17 protein-coding genes are annotated in these 18,821 nt (G+C 34.6%); 9 read left to right on the top strand and 8 right to left on the bottom strand.

The genetic code is table 11. The features are described from left to right. Nucleotides 1-85: 85 nt before the first annotated feature. The gene (locus tag GQ45_RS15540) at nucleotides 86-1,168 is read right to left on the bottom strand and encodes a serine hydrolase (RefSeq protein WP_047419415.1); all 1,083 of its coding nucleotides are present in this window, start codon (nucleotides 1,166-1,168) and stop codon (nucleotides 86-88) included. A gap of 173 nt (nucleotides 1,169-1,341) precedes the next feature. On the opposite strand from GQ45_RS15540, the gene rimO reads away from it, so the two are divergent. After that, complete coding sequence (rimO, locus tag GQ45_RS15545) at nucleotides 1,342-2,643, top strand: 30S ribosomal protein S12 methylthiotransferase RimO (RefSeq protein ID WP_047419416.1); 1,302 nt, start codon at nucleotides 1,342-1,344, stop codon at nucleotides 2,641-2,643. A gap of 129 nt (nucleotides 2,644-2,772) precedes the next feature. Here rimO and GQ45_RS15550 read toward each other — a convergent pair whose 3' ends face one another. Continuing rightward, on the bottom strand, nucleotides 2,773-3,285 hold the full coding sequence (locus GQ45_RS15550) for a VOC family protein (protein ID WP_047419417.1): 513 nt from the start codon (nucleotides 3,283-3,285) through the stop codon (nucleotides 2,773-2,775). 156 nt (nucleotides 3,286-3,441) lie between these two features. Here GQ45_RS15550 and GQ45_RS15555 point away from each other — a divergent pair, with 156 nt between their 5' ends. Beyond that, nucleotides 3,442-3,717 carry a helix-turn-helix domain-containing protein gene (locus GQ45_RS15555; RefSeq protein WP_052188253.1) on the top strand — a complete coding sequence of 92 codons (276 nt, stop codon included), beginning with the start codon at nucleotides 3,442-3,444 and terminating at the stop codon, nucleotides 3,715-3,717. 62 nt (nucleotides 3,718-3,779) lie between these two features. Here the strand turns inward: GQ45_RS15555 and GQ45_RS15560 are convergent, their stop codons facing one another. Genes GQ45_RS15560 through GQ45_RS15575 form a run of 4 tightly spaced genes read right to left on the bottom strand, consistent with a single transcriptional unit; the run spans nucleotide 3,780 to nucleotide 8,802 of the window. Continuing rightward, nucleotides 3,780-5,009, bottom strand: coding sequence for a hypothetical protein (locus GQ45_RS15560; RefSeq protein ID WP_047419420.1), 1,230 nt, complete (start codon nucleotides 5,007-5,009; stop codon nucleotides 3,780-3,782). Beyond that, nucleotides 4,990-7,374, bottom strand: coding sequence for a DUF2339 domain-containing protein (locus tag GQ45_RS15565; protein WP_047419421.1), 2,385 nt, complete (start codon nucleotides 7,372-7,374; stop codon nucleotides 4,990-4,992). The genes GQ45_RS15560 and GQ45_RS15565 overlap by 20 nt, the downstream gene beginning before the upstream one ends. 36 nt (nucleotides 7,375-7,410) lie before the next feature. Then, a complete protein-coding gene (locus GQ45_RS15570; RefSeq protein ID WP_047419423.1) occupies nucleotides 7,411-8,562 on the bottom strand; it encodes a serine hydrolase in 1,152 nt (383 codons plus the stop codon). 6 nt (nucleotides 8,563-8,568) lie between these two features. After that, nucleotides 8,569-8,802 (bottom strand): hypothetical protein, encoded by a 234-nt coding sequence (locus GQ45_RS15575; protein WP_369798311.1) that lies wholly within the window; start codon nucleotides 8,800-8,802, stop codon nucleotides 8,569-8,571. A gap of 235 nt (nucleotides 8,803-9,037) precedes the next feature. On the opposite strand from GQ45_RS15575, the gene GQ45_RS15580 reads away from it, so the two are divergent. The 7 genes from GQ45_RS15580 (at nucleotide 9,038) to GQ45_RS15610 (ending at nucleotide 16,705) form a co-directional block, all read left to right on the top strand. Then, entirely contained in the window at nucleotides 9,038-9,928 is an 891-nt protein-coding gene (locus GQ45_RS15580; protein WP_047419425.1) for a hypothetical protein, read from the top strand. Beyond that, a complete protein-coding gene (locus GQ45_RS15585) occupies nucleotides 9,915-11,351 on the top strand; it encodes a peptidylprolyl isomerase (RefSeq protein ID WP_047420508.1) in 1,437 nt (478 codons plus the stop codon). Before GQ45_RS15580 ends, GQ45_RS15585 begins: the two co-directional genes overlap by 14 nt. A 4-nt stretch (nucleotides 11,352-11,355) precedes the next feature. After that, entirely contained in the window at nucleotides 11,356-12,309 is a 954-nt protein-coding gene (locus tag GQ45_RS15590) for a MoxR family ATPase (RefSeq protein WP_047419426.1), read from the top strand. 192 nt (nucleotides 12,310-12,501) lie between these two features. Beyond that, nucleotides 12,502-14,778, top strand: a complete 2,277-nt coding sequence (locus GQ45_RS15595) for an aconitate hydratase (RefSeq protein WP_047419428.1) — start codon at nucleotides 12,502-12,504, stop codon at nucleotides 14,776-14,778. Between the two features lie 96 nt (nucleotides 14,779-14,874). Continuing rightward, nucleotides 14,875-15,435: a TlpA disulfide reductase family protein gene (locus tag GQ45_RS15600; RefSeq protein ID WP_052188254.1), complete on the top strand. Its 561-nt coding sequence runs from the start codon at nucleotides 14,875-14,877 to the stop codon at nucleotides 15,433-15,435. Between the two features lie 6 nt (nucleotides 15,436-15,441). Continuing rightward, nucleotides 15,442-16,002: a TlpA disulfide reductase family protein gene (locus GQ45_RS15605; protein WP_047419429.1), complete on the top strand. Its 561-nt coding sequence runs from the start codon at nucleotides 15,442-15,444 to the stop codon at nucleotides 16,000-16,002. Nucleotide 16,003: 1 nt separating this feature from the next. Further along, a complete protein-coding gene (locus GQ45_RS15610; RefSeq protein WP_047419430.1) occupies nucleotides 16,004-16,705 on the top strand; it encodes a hypothetical protein in 702 nt (233 codons plus the stop codon). On the opposite strand, the gene GQ45_RS15615 is transcribed toward GQ45_RS15610, so the two are convergent. Together GQ45_RS15615 and crtD are read right to left on the bottom strand one after the other, a co-directional pair. Then, entirely contained in the window at nucleotides 16,702-17,337 is a 636-nt protein-coding gene (locus GQ45_RS15615) for a carotenoid biosynthesis protein (RefSeq protein ID WP_047419431.1), read from the bottom strand. The genes GQ45_RS15610 and GQ45_RS15615 overlap by 4 nt on opposite strands. 14 nt (nucleotides 17,338-17,351) lie before the next feature. Then, on the bottom strand, nucleotides 17,352-18,821 hold the full coding sequence (gene crtD / locus GQ45_RS15620) for a 1-hydroxycarotenoid 3,4-desaturase CrtD (RefSeq protein ID WP_047419432.1): 1,470 nt from the start codon (nucleotides 18,819-18,821) through the stop codon (nucleotides 17,352-17,354).

Here is an 18,821-nt window from a genome sequence, read left to right on the forward strand (position 1 = left end):
GTATCGGTTGATTTTAATTTTAACTTTTAAAAATGACTATTTATTAATTTTCAACAAACTAGAAAATCATCCCAAATAAAGGGAGTTACTTTATTAAATTGTTTATTCGTATCCAAAGTTCATTGTCAAAGCTAGATGGTCCAAGGGTCGGCTCGCCTGTAGCTTCTCCCATGCGAACTACAACAATGTTTTGACTAGGTACGATGTATAATTTTTGGTCATTTTTACCTAATCCGGCATAAAGGTCCTCAGGGGCTTCACTAATAAGGTCTCCTTGAAAGACAGTTTGTAATGTGGGTAATATTTTGCTCTCTTTGCCATTCAGCCACCATAGATATCCGTATGATTTGTTTAGATTTTGAGATGTATTTTTCATACCCTCAAGATAATTGGTGTCACCTAGAATAACTTCTTCATTCCAAATACCTTTATTTAGGTTGAGGAGACCAAACCTCGCCATACTCCGTGCAGTGCTCCAATAAACATTATTTTGCCCGTTGCTAGAAAGCCATTGGCCTGTCATTCCGATTTTATCCTTCAAGGCACTCGTAAAATAGCTATTGAAATCCATTGAAGTAGCGTTAGCAATGACATCTTGTATCAGGGTATAAGGTGCATTGTGGTATGACCAACGTGTTCCTGCGTCGGCTACATACGTTAAACAATTTGGTGTTTTACAATCTCCTTGTGTATCATCCATTCCCGAGGTCATCGTCAATTGATGCCAAACGGTAATCAAATCTTCCTTTTCAATGGCAAGGCTAGTCCAACCGGTTCCTAAATACTCTGAGGATTTATCACTTAAGCTTAAAAAACCTTCTTCCATAGCTATTCCTGTGGTAAAAGAAGTTAACGTTTTTCCTGCTGAGGCCCAGTACCAGGGTAAGTCTGCTCCATGATCAGCTGCGTACCATTCTACTGCAATTTTCCCATCTTTTAAAACTATAAATGCTTTAGAGTCATTTTCGCTCAAAAATTCATATAAGTCTTGTTCGGCACTAGTGTTCCATTCTAATTCTTCCATCGAAACGGTTTCCCAAATAGTACTTGTATTTGGCGGAAAATAAAGGCTCTTACTATTAGAATCGGGATTTGTTTCACCGTTTTTGGAGCAAGAAAAATAGAGGAGAACGAAGAAAAGTGAAAATGTAATTTTTATTGTCTTCATCAGGAGTATTTTTTAAATAGGACAAGAAAGGAACTAATAGGTTTAATTTAACTCATTTGACTGTCAGGTAAATAACGTAGAATTGATAAAAAATAATATAAATAGTAAAGTCTTTTTTTTATAGAAGTCGTTTAAACAACTTCTTGTCGTATTTTTGCACTTTATTTGAAGCTATGCGTACAAAAACTGTAAAAAAGAATACTATTAATGTGGTTACCTTAGGATGCTCTAAGAATGTATATGATTCTGAGGTGCTCATGGGCCAATTGAAAGCCAATAAAAAACAGGTAGTTCATGAGGGGGAGGGAAACATTGTTGTGATTAATACTTGTGGATTTATTGATAATGCCAAGGAAGAAAGTGTCAATACCATATTAGATTTTGTACAGAAAAAAGAAGCTGGATTAGTTGATAAGGTTTTTGTAACCGGTTGTTTAAGCGAACGCTATAAGCCAGATTTGCAAAAAGAAATTCCGAATGTGGACGAGTATTTTGGGACGAGTGAATTACCTAATTTATTAAAGGCGCTTGGAGCCGATTATAAGCATGAACTTATTGGAGAGCGTTTAATGACTACGCCAAAAAATTATGCCTATTTAAAAATTGCTGAAGGTTGCGATAGGCCATGTTCTTTTTGTGCCATTCCGCTAATGCGAGGTAAGCATAAAAGTACCCCCATTGAAAATTTAGTAACTGAAGCTGAAAAATTAGCAGCAAAAGGTGTAAAGGAGCTTATTTTAATAGCACAAGATTTAACCTATTACGGTTTAGATCTGTATAAGAAAAGAAATTTAGCGGAACTGCTTCAGGCTTTGGCAAAGGTAGAAGGTATCGAATGGATTCGTTTGCACTACGCATTCCCAACAGGTTTCCCGATGGATGTTTTAGAGCTTATGAAACAAGAGCCTAAAATCTGTAATTACCTAGATATTCCATTACAACATATTTCTGATGCGATTTTAAAAAGTATGCGTAGAGGAACTACACAAGAAAAAACCACAAAATTACTACGCGATTTTAGAGCTACAGTGCCCAACATGACCATAAGAACTACTTTGATTGTGGGGTATCCAGGAGAAACTGAAGAGGATTTTCAAACTTTAAAAGATTGGGTGACCGCTATGCGTTTTGAACGTTTAGGTTGTTTTACCTACAGCCATGAAGAAAACACCCATGCTTATCAATTAGAAGATAACGTTCCAGAAGAAGTAAAACAACAAAGAGCTTCTGAAATTATGGAAATTCAGTCTCAGATATCTTGGGAATTAAATCAAGAAAAAATTGGGCAGACCTTGCGTTGTATAATTGATCGTAAAGAAGGTAGCCACTTTATCGGAAGAACAGAGTTTGATTCTCCCGATGTGGATAATGAAGTTTTAATAGATGCTTCAAAATTCTATTTAAAAGTAGGTGACTTTGTTGATATTAAAATTGAAGAAGCGGCAGATTTTGATTTGTATGGGGTGCCCGTTTAAGTAGTATTAAGATGATTTTGATGTACAAGTGTTATACAAACAAAAATGAAGCAGAGAAAATTCCTTCAGAATTTTCTAGATAGGCACTTGCTAAAGCAATTCATTATAAACGATATTACCAACTGTTTTTTATTTTGAATAAGCGCCTGATGAATATGTCAGTTCATAACTGTGAGTATAGATTTCAAAAACAATTCCAAATGGGTCTTCAACATAGCACATTTTGAAAGGCTTTTCATTCGGATAGTATTCTCTGATTGGCATTCTTTGTTTTCCTCCATATGACAAAATTTTATCTATTAATTCTTCAATATTTGGGTCTTGTACACAAAAATGAAATAGACCAGTATTGAAAGGATTAAATTCAGGGGCTTCTTTAATTCCGTTCGGGAAGGAAAATAATTCAATTCCAATTCCGTCTGAAGTAGCTAAATGAGCAATTTCAAATTCAGTCCAATCGTTGCCGAAAACGTCAATACACATTTGGCCAATAGCAGTATCCTTTTCTTTTTTGACTTTTGAAGGTTCCATAATTATATACCAACCCATTACTTCTGAATAGAATTTTACAGCTTCTTTTATATTCGGAACTGTAATACCAATATGTGAAAATGATTTTGGATAATTTTTATTAGTTGTCATAAGTTATATTTTAGATTGCAAAATTAATTTATATTTGCCTTATGGGCAATAACTTACTAAAAAGTAATATAGTGACCAAAACGAGTAAAATAATGATAATCAATAATATAAAATTTAATTTTGAATAAAGATATTAGTTGTCCACTACATTATACAATGAATTTAATAGGGACAAAATGGAAACCTTTAATTTTATTTCATTTATTAGAAGGTGATTTGCGTTCCGGAATATTACAGAAGAAAATTCCAGAGGTTTCAAATAAAATGTTTACTCAAACCGTGAGAGATTTAGAAAAAGATGGGCTTATTGCCAGAAAAGTTTTTCCTATAGTTCCTCCTAGAGTTGAATACAGTTTAACTAAAAGAGGGAAATCACTTGAGTATATTTTGAGAAGTTTGGATAAATGGGGTTCTGAAGATTGTAAGAATTAATTGAATAGGCTTTATTTCAAACTTGTTGTCTACAACGAAATATAAGTAACACCTAATACTAACTAAGCCTTTTTAATCATCCCTACTGTAAACCATAGAATAATTCCGATGATTAAAATCATGATACCCCAAAGCCATTTTTTATCTTCAAAAAGTGGCTTGGTTACTTCTTCCTCGAATCCGTCTATGCTGAGTTCCTTGCCCAAAGTAACTGCTTTTGCCGTTTCAGGAACTACGTTTGCCATGGTATTGATATCATAGACAGGCTGTAAAGCAGCTGGGTTACCGTACACTACATAATAAGAGGCAGGTTTGTCAAACCTTGCAATTAATTCATGCTTAAAGCCTTTAATAGTAGCACCATCAATATCTAAAGGCGCATTGTCTTGATTGTTAATTGTGATTTTTATTTTCTTTGCTTTCTCGCTAAAAAAAGTAAATTCATTACCCTCTAAAGAGCTTAAAACACTACTAGCTAAATTTCTATAATTATAATGCCAGCCTTTTTCAGTTTTAACGCTGTCTAGTACGTAACTTATGGTGGTTGGTCTCAGGTATTCAATATCGTTTTTTACCTTAATATGTAAATAACTTACTGGTAGGGCTTTGTCTAAATCTATAGTAATAATCGTTTCTTTGGTTTTTTTATGATGTTCAATGTTTATGCTTTTTGGTTTGTAATTTTCATAATCCGCAGGAACAGAATTATTTTCAAAGATTTTTGCATCAGTAAAAACCGGGTCTTCTGTTGTATTTACGCTTACTCTGTAATATAAAAATGAGGCCTCTGGAAATTTTAAGGTGGTAAATCTATAATCTGTACTAGAATTTTCTATAGCTAATATTCTATAATCATCTTTAATAGCAAACCATTCTAGTTGATTTTGACTTCCTTCAAGTTTAATTCTGTAGTCGAAATTGGCAGTATCAAAATTTAAGAATATCTCGTTTATTGGGGTATTGTTCGGCAATTTAAAGGTATATAAATACTGATCATTTGTAAATGTTTGGTTTAACACTTCAAAATCAATGGTATTGATGATTGATTTACTACTCTTAATATTCAAAACATAAGGAGCCTCAATTGTATCATTAGCTGTAATTCCATAGATACGAATATCGCCTAAAGTATTTTTAGTTTTTTCGTGAATTGTTTGAGGTAGACTTATTTGATGCCATTGTTCTGTGTTATTTTTAATTTCTCTCTTGAAGGCATAATCGCCCATTTGAGCACTTAAACAAGTGCTCCATAGTATAAAAATTAGGAGTAGTTTATTCGCTTTTTGACTCATCTTCAATTTGTTTAGTGTACTTGTTATAAAGAAAAGAAATGACTAATAGTAATACGCCTAGGGACACAAAAACAATAGTTTTTGAGATGGTATCTAAGTCTGCAATATCATAAAAGAATAATTTTATCAGGGTAAATCCAAATAAAATGATGCCTGTGATTCTAAGGTATTTTTTACGTTTCCAGATGCCTAAAATCACTAAAAATAAAGAATAGGCTCCCCAAAGAATACTTAAATTCATTTTATAGGAATTGCTTATGCCTCCAAGATCCATCCAATGTAATAACTCACTACTTAATAGCCACAGAAGTGTAAAATGAAATCCTATTTCAAAAGGAGTTCTTAAATTCAGCTTTATAAAAGGCTGTTTGCTATACAAGTAGGTGACGTACAGTAATCCTCCTAAGAAAACAAAAGAAATGTACCGGATACTTAAATTATAGCTGTTATGGTAATATTCCTCTAAATATTGGTTGATATGGTCACTTCTTAATTCGCTGATAAGGTAAAGTCCAAAACTTAAAAAGATAAATACAACAAGAATATTAAATACTAGGTTCACTATACCTGTCATCCTATTTTTAACTTTAAAAATAGTCACAATAGATAGTATAGTAAAAAAGAGCAAAGTATAATTTACCAACCAAATGCTATTAAAGTCACGTAAACTATAGTTGTATTTCGTAAGTGTTTGTCCGTCTACATCTGTTATGGTCAGCATAGAAGCATTGAATAATTGTGTCCAATAGGCGTCAATTTCAAAGAAAATGGCAAAGTAAAAAATAATTAAAAATAATAGCGGTGCAAGTATCGCCATTACTAGATGAATTCCAGTTCTTACGCCATGCGCTACACGAAACGTTTTAGCGTGAAGTAGCCAAGTGATGAATGCGAAAGAAATGATCACCACTAATGAACTTAAAAAGTTACTATTGAAAAATGGAGGTATCTTTTTTTCATCTAACGAATAATAGCTAGCATAAGCTATTTCCCAATCTTGAAAAATACTAAAGAAGGCTAAAACCATTAAAATATAGGATAGTTTTTTGTATACGCTGATGTTTTTAGTGAGGCCAATCCAAAATAACAAACCAGCTTCAACAGCCCATAAAATGGTAACCCAAGAACCATCTAACTGAACAGGAATAGTTATGGTAATAAACGTTAATACCAAAGCGGCAATAAGATAAAATAGCTTTTTATCGGCTAGTTTTCGTTTGAAAATTACAGTAGCCACTACAAAATGAATACCAGCATTTGCCAGTGTAAATAATCCTAAAAGTTCTTCTGTACGTTCATTTTCTGAAAGTAAATAAAAGCCAATGCCATAAAAGATAAACGAATTTATGAATACAATAATAACATCTCCCGAATTGAAGCTTTCTTTTTTCATAAACTTATAGCTCATAAATGCCAAATAAAAAATGACAAAAAATAAGCTAGCAAAACTAAACGCTATTGCAAAATGATCGATTGGTACGTATTTGGCGGATAACCATAAGGTATATATGAGCCATGTAAACACAAAGGCAACATAATAAAGTGGTTTCCAGTATTTTTTAAAAGCAAGGACTAAAATTCCAATATTTATAATCGCCATGTAACTAAATAATGTTAGTACATCGCCAGATCCTGTACTCAATAAAAACGGAACGGCATAAGCACCCACTAAGCCGATATGTGCAATTACCTGCTTATTATAATGTATTGAAGTGATTACTGCAAAAACCGTAAATAAAACCATCAATACAAAAGTGGGTAATTGCGGTAAAAGTCCGTATAAACTATAGGCGGCAAAGCTTATAAAGTATAATATAGCAATAGCGCCACTGACTAAAACAGCACTATAATTTAAGTATTTAGCTTTTAGTTTAATCCCGAAAACCAATAAGGCTAAACCAACAAGGTACCCTAAAACAATTCTGGTTAAGGGGCTAATTAAATTATTTTCAATACTGTATTTTGCGCCAATAACAACACCAATAACCGTAATGAAAATTCCGATTTTATTAATTAAATTTTCTCCGATAAATTTCTCTAAATTCGATTTTTGTTGCGGGAGCGTACTTTTCTTTTGTACCCGATCAACTATATTTTCTATTTCAGATTTTCCACTGCTCTCAATAGGTTTTACAGCTTCTGGCTTGCTTTGAACCACAATAGGCTCTGGCGTTTCCATTATTTTTTCTTTACTAATCGGCTCAATAGCTTCAACTGGCTTTTCTGGAGTACTTAGCGTTCCTTTTTTGAGCAGTTCTATTTCTTTGTAAACGGCCATCAACTCTTTGGCAAAACCTTCTTGCTTTGATAAAAGCAATTCTAGTTTTTGTTCGAGAATTTTTATATCGTCTTGGTTGGTATTCATAGGTTAGTTGTTATAGTACTATAACATATTTATGCTTTATTTATTTTTGCGTGCTAATTCTTGCTGGTACAATTCTCGCCCTAAAGCTGCTAAAAACGGAATACCAACAGTATCATATTCGTAGTCATTATCATTAAAGATTCCATTTTTGTTGACTAAAATAGTTGCGGTTATTAAAAAGGCTATATCGTTTTCAGTATCTTTTATATACGCACAATCGGTTAAAGTACCGTAGGCATAGCCTACCTTATTGTAAATTTCGATGCTTGCAGGAATCAGTTCTTGGCTGTCGCCGTACATAAAAAACTTCACATAACTATCGTAATATTCTTTGGTGTCATAGCCTAATTCTCTAGGTAAGGTGTGCATCGCTTCTAAAAGAAAGTCACGCTGTTCCTTTGATATAGTAAATCGTTCAGCTATTGTGAATTCTTCAGGAAAAATAATGCGTTTTAAAACATCATGTTGCGCATCAATGGCATAGTAATTTTTTAGACTAAAATCAAAAGGTTCCTGAAGTAGTATAGCCTCTTCAAAATAGCCTTTTCCTTTTTTTAAGTGGTCTATTTTTAAAGGTTTTATAGGCTTGTTAATGATTTTATCAGTAATGTTTGTTGTACTATCATTTGTATAATAGACTATAGCCCTCGTGGTAATGTCGTCAGCGTTGGGCGTAGAAACTCTGTGCGAGATCCGCACATTTTCGATGCCTTTGGCTTGTAATTTTTGATGAATTTCATCTTGCCCTAAAAACTCGAACAAGCGGTTGTAGGCTGCGTTATCACTCACGGCAAATAATTTTGTTATTTCTTGGGCAACCGTTGTTTCTAAAGTATCCCCTTCAATATAAAAACGAGTATTCATATCAAAATGAACCATGCTGTTTATTTTTTCTAAGGCCAAAATAGCCACGGGAAATTTCACAGTACTCGCTGGGTAGAAATAATGATTAGCGTTTACTTGAAAATCATAATCTTTAAAAAATACGGCCTCGTTCTTGCGATCAATCTGTGTGAATTTAATCTGAACTTCGTGATTTTTTAAACTATCTAAAACGTATTGAATAGCCGGGTTATTGCTTTTAAATGCTTGTTGAATAGGATTTTCAATGGGTTTCTGTTTCTCTGTACACGCCAAAAAGAAAAAACACAAAAGCATTCCTAAAAATAACTTTTTCCTGTTTATCATAGTTTTTTATTGATCGGTATAAAGTTCTCCTCGGTGCGGTTTCAAAGCATCCCTTACAGGAATCATTTCAGATTCATCCACGACTACATAAGCAATACTATGCATGTCATTTAGATCTTTATGCCCTGTAATACGATGTATTAATTGCTCAGCATTACTATATTCTTTGAGATGTATTTCATGATGTTCTGCTGTTTTATGGGCAGCAGGACCTCTAAAATCCCAAATTAGTTTTATCATTTTTTTTGTCATGCTACTAAAATTATATGAAACTACAATATAAGTTTATATCATGAATATCAGGTTCTTTATATCGAAAAGCCTCATTGGTGCCGATGAAGCAGAAAAATAAAAAGTTAGTTGCTATGAATATAGCATTATTAAAAGTGATTTTGATAATAAAAGGTTAAAATTAGTTGATTTTTATTAGAAATTATGAACTTGCATAGCATTGGTTATTTCTTATTTTTGCAACATGACGTTAACTCATATTTTCAAGACAAAAGCGAATCGCTTATTGGTGGTTTTTTTTACTTTTATACTGGTGTTGTCTTGTGATATGATATTTAAAAGCGAGGTTGAAAAACAGCCTTTGGCACGAGTTGGTAGCACCTATTTGTACAAAGAGGATATTAACGAATTGCTGAAAAATAACATATCTAAAGAAGACAGTGCTTCCTTTGTGACCAATTACATTAACAATTGGGCGACCAAACAACTGTTACTGTCAAAATCAAAAATAAATTTACCACAAGAAAAGTTACAAGAGTTCAATGACTTAATAGAGAATTATAAAACGGATTTATATACCAGAGCCTACAAAGATGCTTTAGTAAGTAAATCGGAAGATACGATCATCTCTAATGCTGAACTCACGACTTTTTATGATAATGAAAAAGAAAACTTTAAGCTTAAAGAAAAATTAGTACAGCTGAGGTTTATAGAATTGCCGCTGGAGTTTATAAATAAAGAGAATGTAGCCTTAAGGTTAGATCGATTTAATGCCACCGATAGAAAGTTTTTGGATTCAATTGGTATTCAATTTAGAAAATTAAATTATAACGATTCTATTTGGGTTCGAGCCTCACGTGTTATTAACGAAATTCCGCCTTTAACCCTTGAAAATGAGGATAGATACTTAAAAAAATCACAATTTTTTGAATTACAGGATTCATTAGGGGTATATTTGGCAAAGGTTTCAAATGTTTTGAATCCGAATGATATTTCTCCACTTTCTTATATCAAGCCAACTATTAAACAAGTGTTATTAAATAGGAGGCGTTTGGCATTGATAAGAAAGTTAGAAACCGAAATTATAGATGATGCAATTAAAGATAAAGAATTTCAAGTTTATGGACAAGATTAAGTATGTTATTACACTGTATTTGATACTATTATGCTTGGGTACTGGTAAGGCTCAGGAAGAACAAGTAGCAGAGAAAAATGAAGCTCAAGCAACTGATGTAAGTATGCTAACCGATTCTATCAACACTTTTAAGCGTGTTAAGATTGATGGTGTTGCAGCCGTTGTTGGCGAGCATCTTATATTAGAATCTGATATCGATAAAACCTTAATTGATTTAAGAAACCAGGGAGTTTCTGCAGATGAAGTTTCGCGTTGTGGACTTTTAGGAAAACTTATGGAAGATCGTTTGTTTGCGCATCAAGCAGTTCAGGACAGTATCTTGGTCGCTGATGATGAGGTGAATGCAAATAGTGATGCTCAAATAGAGCAATTGGTGGGTAAAGTAGGATCTATAGAAAAAGTATTAGCTTTTTATAAGAAAACAGATGAAGAAAGCTTCAGAGAAGAACTCTATAAAATTAATAAGTTGCGTATGCTTTCTGAGCGTATGCAGCGCAAGATAGTTGAAGAAGTAGAAGTAACTCCTGAAGAAGTGCGTCAATATTTTAATGAAATCCCAAAAGATCAAAGACCAATTATAGGAACTGAGCTAGAAATCGCTCAAATAACTAAAATGCCGGAGGCCTCTGAGGAAGAGGTTCAAAAGGTCATAGACCGCTTAAATAAAATTAGAGAAGATGTTTTAGAAAACGGTTCAAGTTTCGCTATTAAAGCAATTTTATATACTGAAGATCCTGGATCTAAACCAAACGGAGGCTTATACTCCGGAGTTACAAAACAATCGGGATATGCAAAAGAGTTTAAAGATGCTGCTTTTACTTTAGCCGAAGGAGAAGTGTCTGAGCCATTTAAAACCCAGTTTGGATATCATATTTTAACCGTTGATAAAATATTAGGACAACAACGAGATGTGCGGCATATCCTCATGATTCCTAAAATTTCAGATGAAGCGTTAAGAGCTTCTAAAATGGAGATTGATAGTATTCGTCAGCAAATAATAGATGGTAAATATACCTTTGCCGAAGCGGCTTTAAATTTTTCAGATCAAAAAGAGACCAAATTTGATGGAGGGCAGTTAAGAAATCCGATAGATTATGGTTCTAGGTTTGAACTAGCAAATATGCCTGATCCACAATTGTATAATCAGATTCGTAATTTAAAAGATAACGAAATATCTCAGCCTCTTTTAGAAGAGGATCCAAGGGAGGGTACGAGTTACAAGATTTTGAAAATCACAAATCGCTATGATGAACATGTGGCAGATTTCGCAAAAGACTACTTAAAAATTCAAGATTTAGCCTTGACTCAAAAAAGAGCTGATGCTATTGCAAAGTGGATGAAAGAACATATCGAAGAAACCTATATTAGTGTTAGTACAACAGGAAAAGACTGTGACTTCTCGAATAATTGGTTAAAAAATTAGATATATGTCAGACGTTACGGCTATTGAAAATCTTGTTGTAAAACATCAGGCGTTAAAAAACGAAATTGCTAAAATAATCATAGGGCAAGACACTGTTGTACACCAAATTTTACTTTCTGTTTATGCTGGCGGACATTCTTTATTAATAGGAGTACCTGGCTTAGCAAAGACCTTAATGGTACATACTATTGCCAAAACTTTAGGTTTAGATTTTAAACGTATTCAATTTACACCCGATTTAATGCCAAGTGATATTTTGGGCAGCGAAATATTAGATCAAAATAGAACTTTTAAGTTTATCAAAGGGCCTGTTTTTTCTAATATTATTCTGGCCGATGAGATCAATAGAACACCGCCAAAAACTCAGGCTGCACTCTTAGAGGCAATGCAAGAACGAACCGTTACCATTGCAGGTACAAATTACCCCTTAGCGTCACCTTATTTTGTCTTGGCAACACAAAACCCTATTGAGCAAGAAGGCACATACCCCTTGCCAGAAGCACAATTAGATCGCTTTATGTTTGCGATCGAATTAAAGTACCCTTCCATGGAAGAAGAAGTCGCTATTGTCAAAGCGACTACCTCCGATGATAGCCCTGCTATAAATGCCTTATTTACAGCAGAGGAAATTGTGGCCATTCAACATTTAATTCGCAGGATTCCTGTACCCGATAATGTGGTGAATTATGCGGTTAAATTAGTGCATAGCACAAGGCCCAATATCGATTCAGCTTCCGATTATGTAAAGCAATATATTGATTGGGGTGCAGGTCCTCGAGCATCGCAAAACTTAATTTTAGCAGCTAAGGCCAACGCCGCAATTCATGGAAAATTTTCTCCTGATATCGAAGATGTAAAAGCTGTCGCTATGGGTATTTTGCGCCATAGAATTATAAAAAACTACAAAGCAGAAGCTGAAGGTATCTCTGAAGATACCATTATAGGAGCGTTATTGTAATTTTTTATTTCAGGTTCAAACGTTTTTGTAAAGAATATCTCGAAAAAAGGCTTAAAAAAATATAGGATTCGTTTTTTTTTACTTTTTTATACCAAAAATTTTAAAATCATGTCAATCAATGCACTATTTTTTTTATTTACCCTTTAGATTTTAGTAATTTTACAGGATTGCAATAATCTAAAATACATAAAAATGGCATTTGATATAGATATGATAAAAAAGGTGTACGCCGATATGCCTAAACGTGTTGACAAAGCACGTGAGCTAGTTGGTAAACCACTCACACTTTCTGAGAAAATTTTATATGCGCACCTTTGGGATGGTTCACCATCAAAAGTATTTAAAAGAGGTAAAGATTATGTAGATTTTGCTCCAGATCGTATTGCTTTACAAGATGCTACAGCGCAAATGGCTTTATTGCAATTCATGCAAGCAGGTAAAAACAAAGTTGCTGTTCCAACGACAACGCATTGCGATCACTTAATTCAAGCAAAAAACGGTGCAGCAGCCGATTTAAAAATTGCAAATTCAACAAGTGCAGAAGTTTTTAATTTTTTAGAATCTGTTTCCGATAAATACGGAATAGGTTTTTGGAAACCAGGTGCGGGTATTATACATCAAGTAGTTTTAGAAAATTATGCATTCCCAGGCGGAATGATGATTGGTACTGATTCGCATACCGTAAATGCGGGTGGCTTAGGAATGGTCGCTATTGGTGTAGGTGGTGCGGATGCCGTTGATGTTATGGCCGGTATGGCTTGGGAGCTTAAATTTCCTAAACTTATTGGGGTTAAATTAACAGGAAGCTTAAGTGGTTGGACTTCCGCTAAAGATGTAATTCTTAAAGTTGCGGGTATTTTAACCGTAAAAGGTGGTACAGGTGCTATTGTAGAATATTTTGGGCCAGGAGCTAAAAATTTATCTTGTACTGGTAAAGGTACTATTTGTAATATGGGTGCCGAAATTGGCGCAACAACCTCTACTTTTGGATATGATGATTCAATGGAGCGTTATTTACGCGCTACCGATCGTAGTGATATTGCCGATGAAGCCAACAAAATACGCGAATATTTAACAGGTGATGATGAGGTGTATGCAAACCCGAATGATTATTTTGATCAGCTTATTGAAATTAATTTAGACACTTTGCGTCCGCATTTAAACGGGCCTTTTACACCAGATTTAGCCACTCCAGTAGGTGAATTAGGTGCAAAAGCTAGAGAGCATGGATGGCCGCTTAAAGTAGATTGGGGATTAATTGGTTCTTGTACCAACTCTTCTTACGAAGATTTAACCAGGGCCGCTTCTATCGCAAAACAAGCCGTTGATAAAAAAATAAAAGCAAAGTCCGACTTTGGAATTAACCCAGGTTCAGAGCAAATTCGTTTTACTGCAGAGCGTGATGGAATTTTAAAAATATTTGAAGATTTAGACGCTACCATATTTACAAATGCTTGTGGTCCATGTATTGGACAATGGGATAGAAGCGATTTAAAAGGAGAGGAAAAGAATACCATTGTGCACTCTTTTAACCGAAACTTCTCTAAAAGAGCAGATGGTAACCCAAATACGCATGCGTTCGTTGGTTCTCCAGAAATGGTTGCCGCTATCGCAATCTCTGGTCGACTAGATTTTGATCCCATGAATGATACGCTGTTGAATGAAGATGGAGAAGAAGTGAAATTAGACGAGCCAAGAGGTATTGAGTTGCCACCACTTGGTTTTGATGTAGAAGATGCTGGTTATTTAGCGCCACAAGAAGACGGTTCTGCGGTCGTTGTTAAGGTAGATCCAAAATCAGAAAGATTACAGCTTTTAGAGCCATTTACACCTATTACAGACGAAAGTTTAATGGGCGTAAAGTTATTAATCAAAGCCTTTGGAAAATGTACTACAGACCATATCTCTATGGCAGGGCCTTGGTTGCGTTTCCGTGGTCATTTAGATAATATATCGAATAACTGTTTAATTGGGGCTGTAAATGCATTTGGTAAGAAAACAAATTTTGTTAAAAATCAATTGACAGGTGAATTTGGAGGTGTGCCTGACACAGCGCGTGCCTACAAAGCAGCAGGGATTAAAAGTATTGTCGTAGGTGATCATAACTATGGTGAAGGTTCTTCAAGAGAGCATGCTGCGATGGAGCCAAGACATTTAGGGGTTGCTGCAGTATTGGTAAAATCTTTTGCCCGGATTCATGAAACCAACCTTAAAAAACAAGGAATGCTTGGTTTAACCTTTGCGAACGAAGCCGATTATGATCTCATTCAGGAAGATGATACGTTTAACTTTTTGGATATTGCAGATTTTGCTCCAGACAAGCAATTAACTATTGAACTGGTGCATGCTGACGGAACTAAAAATACAATTAAGGTGAACCATACCTATAATGAACCTCAAATTGCTTGGTACAGAGAAGGTTCTGCCTTAAATGTGATTAAAAAAGAGAATGCTTCTTCAGCAAAATAAAGGTAGATCATCTTACTAAAAATAAATTAATTTTAATTTCATAAAACTCTTGATATTCATCAAGAGTTTTTTAGTTTTGAACAAATCTAAAGATGAATGAAAATTACAAAGAAAACCATATTAAATATTCTGCTTTTCGCTTTTATACTTTCCTTTTTTGTAACTCCTTTAGGAGACTATAGTAAAGTATTACTCAATAAAGTATTTTCATTTAGTCCTGCTATTACCGACGAAGAAAACCGAAACAAAATCACAGATTACGATTGGAGATTGAAAGATGAAAACTGGGATTTTTTTAATTTTAAACAATCTAAAGGAAAGGTAGTCTTTATAAATTTCTGGGCATCTTGGGTGCTTCCTTGTGAAGCAGAATTACAAAGTATTCAAAAGTTTTACGATGCATATAAAGGTGATGTAGATTTTTATATTATCACCAATGAAGAGCGAGAGCCCGTCGAAGCTTTTATGAAACAACAAAATTTAACATTCCCCGTAACCTATTTGTTTATTGGCGAAAAGGCAGCTATACCTTATTTAAAAGCGCCGTCTTCGTATTTGATTGATAAAGAGGGCAATATTGTTATCCATAAAAAAGGGATTGCCGATTGGGATAATACTAAAATTTTTAATCTTGTAGATAAACTCTTAACCAAATAAGGAACGATGAAGTTAGAGAAAAAGAAAATTTCTAACCTTATACTCATTATAGCGGTATTGCTGTTATTGTTTACGCCTGTAGGCTTTCACCTTAAAGTTATGGTGAATCGCTTGTTATCCTTTAGTCCCACTGAACTTAAATTAGAAGATCAAAGGGTCATCAGCGATTATCGCTGGGAATTAATTTCTCATGAGGGTCAAGCTTTGAACTTTGACGAAGAAAAAGGAAAGGTGATTGTTCTCAATGTCTGGGCCACTTGGTGTCCGCCTTGTGTGGCAGAAATGCCAAGTTTTCAGAAACTCTATGATGATTATAGCGATAAAGTAAGCTTTTTGTTTGTAGCGCACGACGAGAAAGAAAAAGTAAGCACTTTTCTATCTAAAAAGGGGTACACTTTACCCGTTTACTATGAAAACAGTACTACCCCTGTCGCGTTTGAATCTAGAAGTATTCCAATAACTTTTGTTATAAGTAAAACGGGTCAAATTATAGTCTCTGAAACAGGTGCAGCTGATTGGAATAGTGATGCTATTAGAGTATCTTTAGATACAATGTTAGCAGAATAATATGTCTCAAATCACTACACTTACTTTTTTTAAATATCCCACTCTTAAAAGTAAAGTTTGGGCCTTTATGATGATGCCCATTGCGCGTTATCCACTCTCAAAAACTAAAGGACTTTCTTTTTATAAATTAATGGGAAGTGGCAAACCGGGCTTTAACCCGGCTCCTGATTGGTCTACATACGGATTATTGCAGATTTGGGAAACCGAACAATATGCCAACCAGTTTTTTAATGAGGCTACTTTATTTCAGAAATACAAACGAAATAGTCAGGAACAATATACCATTTACATGAAAAGTATAGTGGCAAAAGGGGAGTGGTCTGGAGCTAATCCGTTTGAGAAAAGCACAAGCTTAGACGAAACAATTCCTTTTATTGCCGTCATCACGAGAGCTACTATTAAATTTAAATTGTTGCGTACTTTTTGGAAGTACGTGCCGACCTCGCAAGCGCCATTAAAAAACAATGACGGACTTTTATTTACCATGGGTATTGGAGAAGTTCCGCTTACACAAATGGCTACTTTTAGTATTTGGAAAAATAAAGAGGCTTTAATGGATTTTGCGTATAAAAGTAAAGAACACGCAAAAGCTATTGTAAAGACACGTAAACTACAATGGTATAACGAAGAATTGTTTTCGAGATTCCAGCCTTATAAGACTGTTGGGCAGTGGGGTGGTAAAGATGTTTTGAGTACACATTAGGATAAAGTAAAATAGAAAAAAACAAAAAATAGTAGTTGCACGCCGTAGTAGTGAAATGATAATTTTACATCTCCTTTTATTTTCGATAAGAATAAAACCAGCTGAAATAACAAAGCAATAGAAAACCAAGTAATATAATTTTCTACGGGAGCTTCATTGCCAGCAAAGGTCCAATAATCAAATACAGGCGCTAAATGTTCCATAAAATAATCTAGCAAAACCATTAAGGTTGCTCCAGCAATAATTTGAATCCAGCCACTTTTGGTAAAATGAGAAATCATATTTCCCGTTACAAACGTTAACAAAGCCCAGTAGGCCCCAATTAAAAGGGGAACCCCACCTATTTTTATTCCGAAATTAGCCCCATACGCATATTCACCAAATAAAATCCCGTAGTTTACACCCAACCACTCTGCAAAAAATCCTCCTATAAAAAAAAACAAAAACACCACAATTTTCTTAATATCGTCTATAGGGAATGCCCAAAGAAATAAGAATAAGCTCAGGGATAAGTTTAGGGGCGTTTTTGTAATAAACCAATCTTGATACCCAAGGCTTACCCCAAGAATAGCAGCGATATGAAATACCCATATAATACTAATGGCAATGGTAGATTTGTTTTTACGGATCATACTTCAACCTCAAATTAATTCAATTTCGGCACTAAATCGCCCACTATTTTCGCTGATAGTAAACATAAGGGTATTCCGCCACCAGGATGTACGGAACCTCCACAAAAATATAAATTATTAATTTTTCTACTGAAGTTTGGATGCCTTAAGAACGAAGAAAATTTAGTATTACTAGCCGCACCGTATAGTGCTCCTCGGTAAGAACTAGTGCTATTTTCAATACCAACAGGACTCAAAATATGTTCTGCAGTTATGAAGGACTCTAAATCTACCTTCAAAATATTATTTATTTTAGCGATGATATGCCTACGTGCGTTTTGCACCAAGGTTTCCCAATCTTGACCATAATTACCGGGTGCATTAATCATTACAAACCAGTTTTCATGACCTTGAGGAGCATCTTTTTTATCCTCTTTACTTGTTATATTTATATACACGGTAGGGTCGCTGATTAGTGTTTTGTCTTCAAAAATAGCTTTAAATTCGTTTTCGTATGAGGTAGAAAAGAGAATATTGTGTAGGTCTAATTCTGGAAACTCTTTAGAAATTCCCCAGTAAAAAATTAGTGCAGAGCTAGAGCGTTCTTGTTTCAGTGTTTTGGTCGGGTGAACCTGTTCTTTTAATAACTTTTTATAGGTGGGATAAATATCCATGTTTGAAATTACAATGTCGGCCGCATAATTGTTTTTTTGTGAGATGACACCTTTAGCTTTTTTGTTAGCTACTACAATTTCTTCTACTTTTTCATTAAATTTAAAAATGATTCCTTGATTCAGGGCTAATTGATACAGACTTTGGCTAATTTGATGCATTCCTCCTTTGGGGTAGTAGGTGCCAAAATACATTTCTAGATGAGGGATCATAGACATTATTCCCGGTGTTTTATAGGGTGACGAGCCATTATAGGTGGCGTACCTGTTAAAAAGTTGTATTACTTTTGGATTTTTAAACGCTTTTTTATTCACCTGGTCCAGACTGCTATTGGTGTCTAATTTGGCGACCTTAAAAATAGCATTTACGGTATCTGCCGATAAATAGGTGTTAATTTTATGTAAGGAATTCTCTAAAAACAAGCGGGCTGTTAAATCGTACTTTTCTTTGTTTTTATGTAGATAGGCAGCAAGGGCAGCTTCATCCTCATTAAAAGCTTTTGAAGCACTTTTTACGAAATCTTGCTGGTTGGCTTGTACTGAAAATCGCTTTCCGTCTTCCCAGAAATAATTACAAAGAATATCTTTCCTTGTAAATTGAAAATAATCTTCTGTTTTTATGTCGTAGAGCTCAAATAGCTCCGTTACTAAATGGGGCATAGTAAATAAAGATGGGCCTAAATCAAAACGGTATCCATCTAAATTCATAGCGTGAAGTTTGCCACCCGCGTAGGCATTTGCTTCAAGAACAGTGACTTGGTATCCTTTTTTTTTTAAACGTAAGGCTGTAGCGATTCCGCCAATGCCCGCGCCAATTACAATGGCCTTTGCCAT

It is taken from the genome of Cellulophaga sp. Hel_I_12 (assembly GCF_000799565.1).
GTDB lineage: Bacteria > Bacteroidota > Bacteroidia > Flavobacteriales > Flavobacteriaceae > Cellulophaga.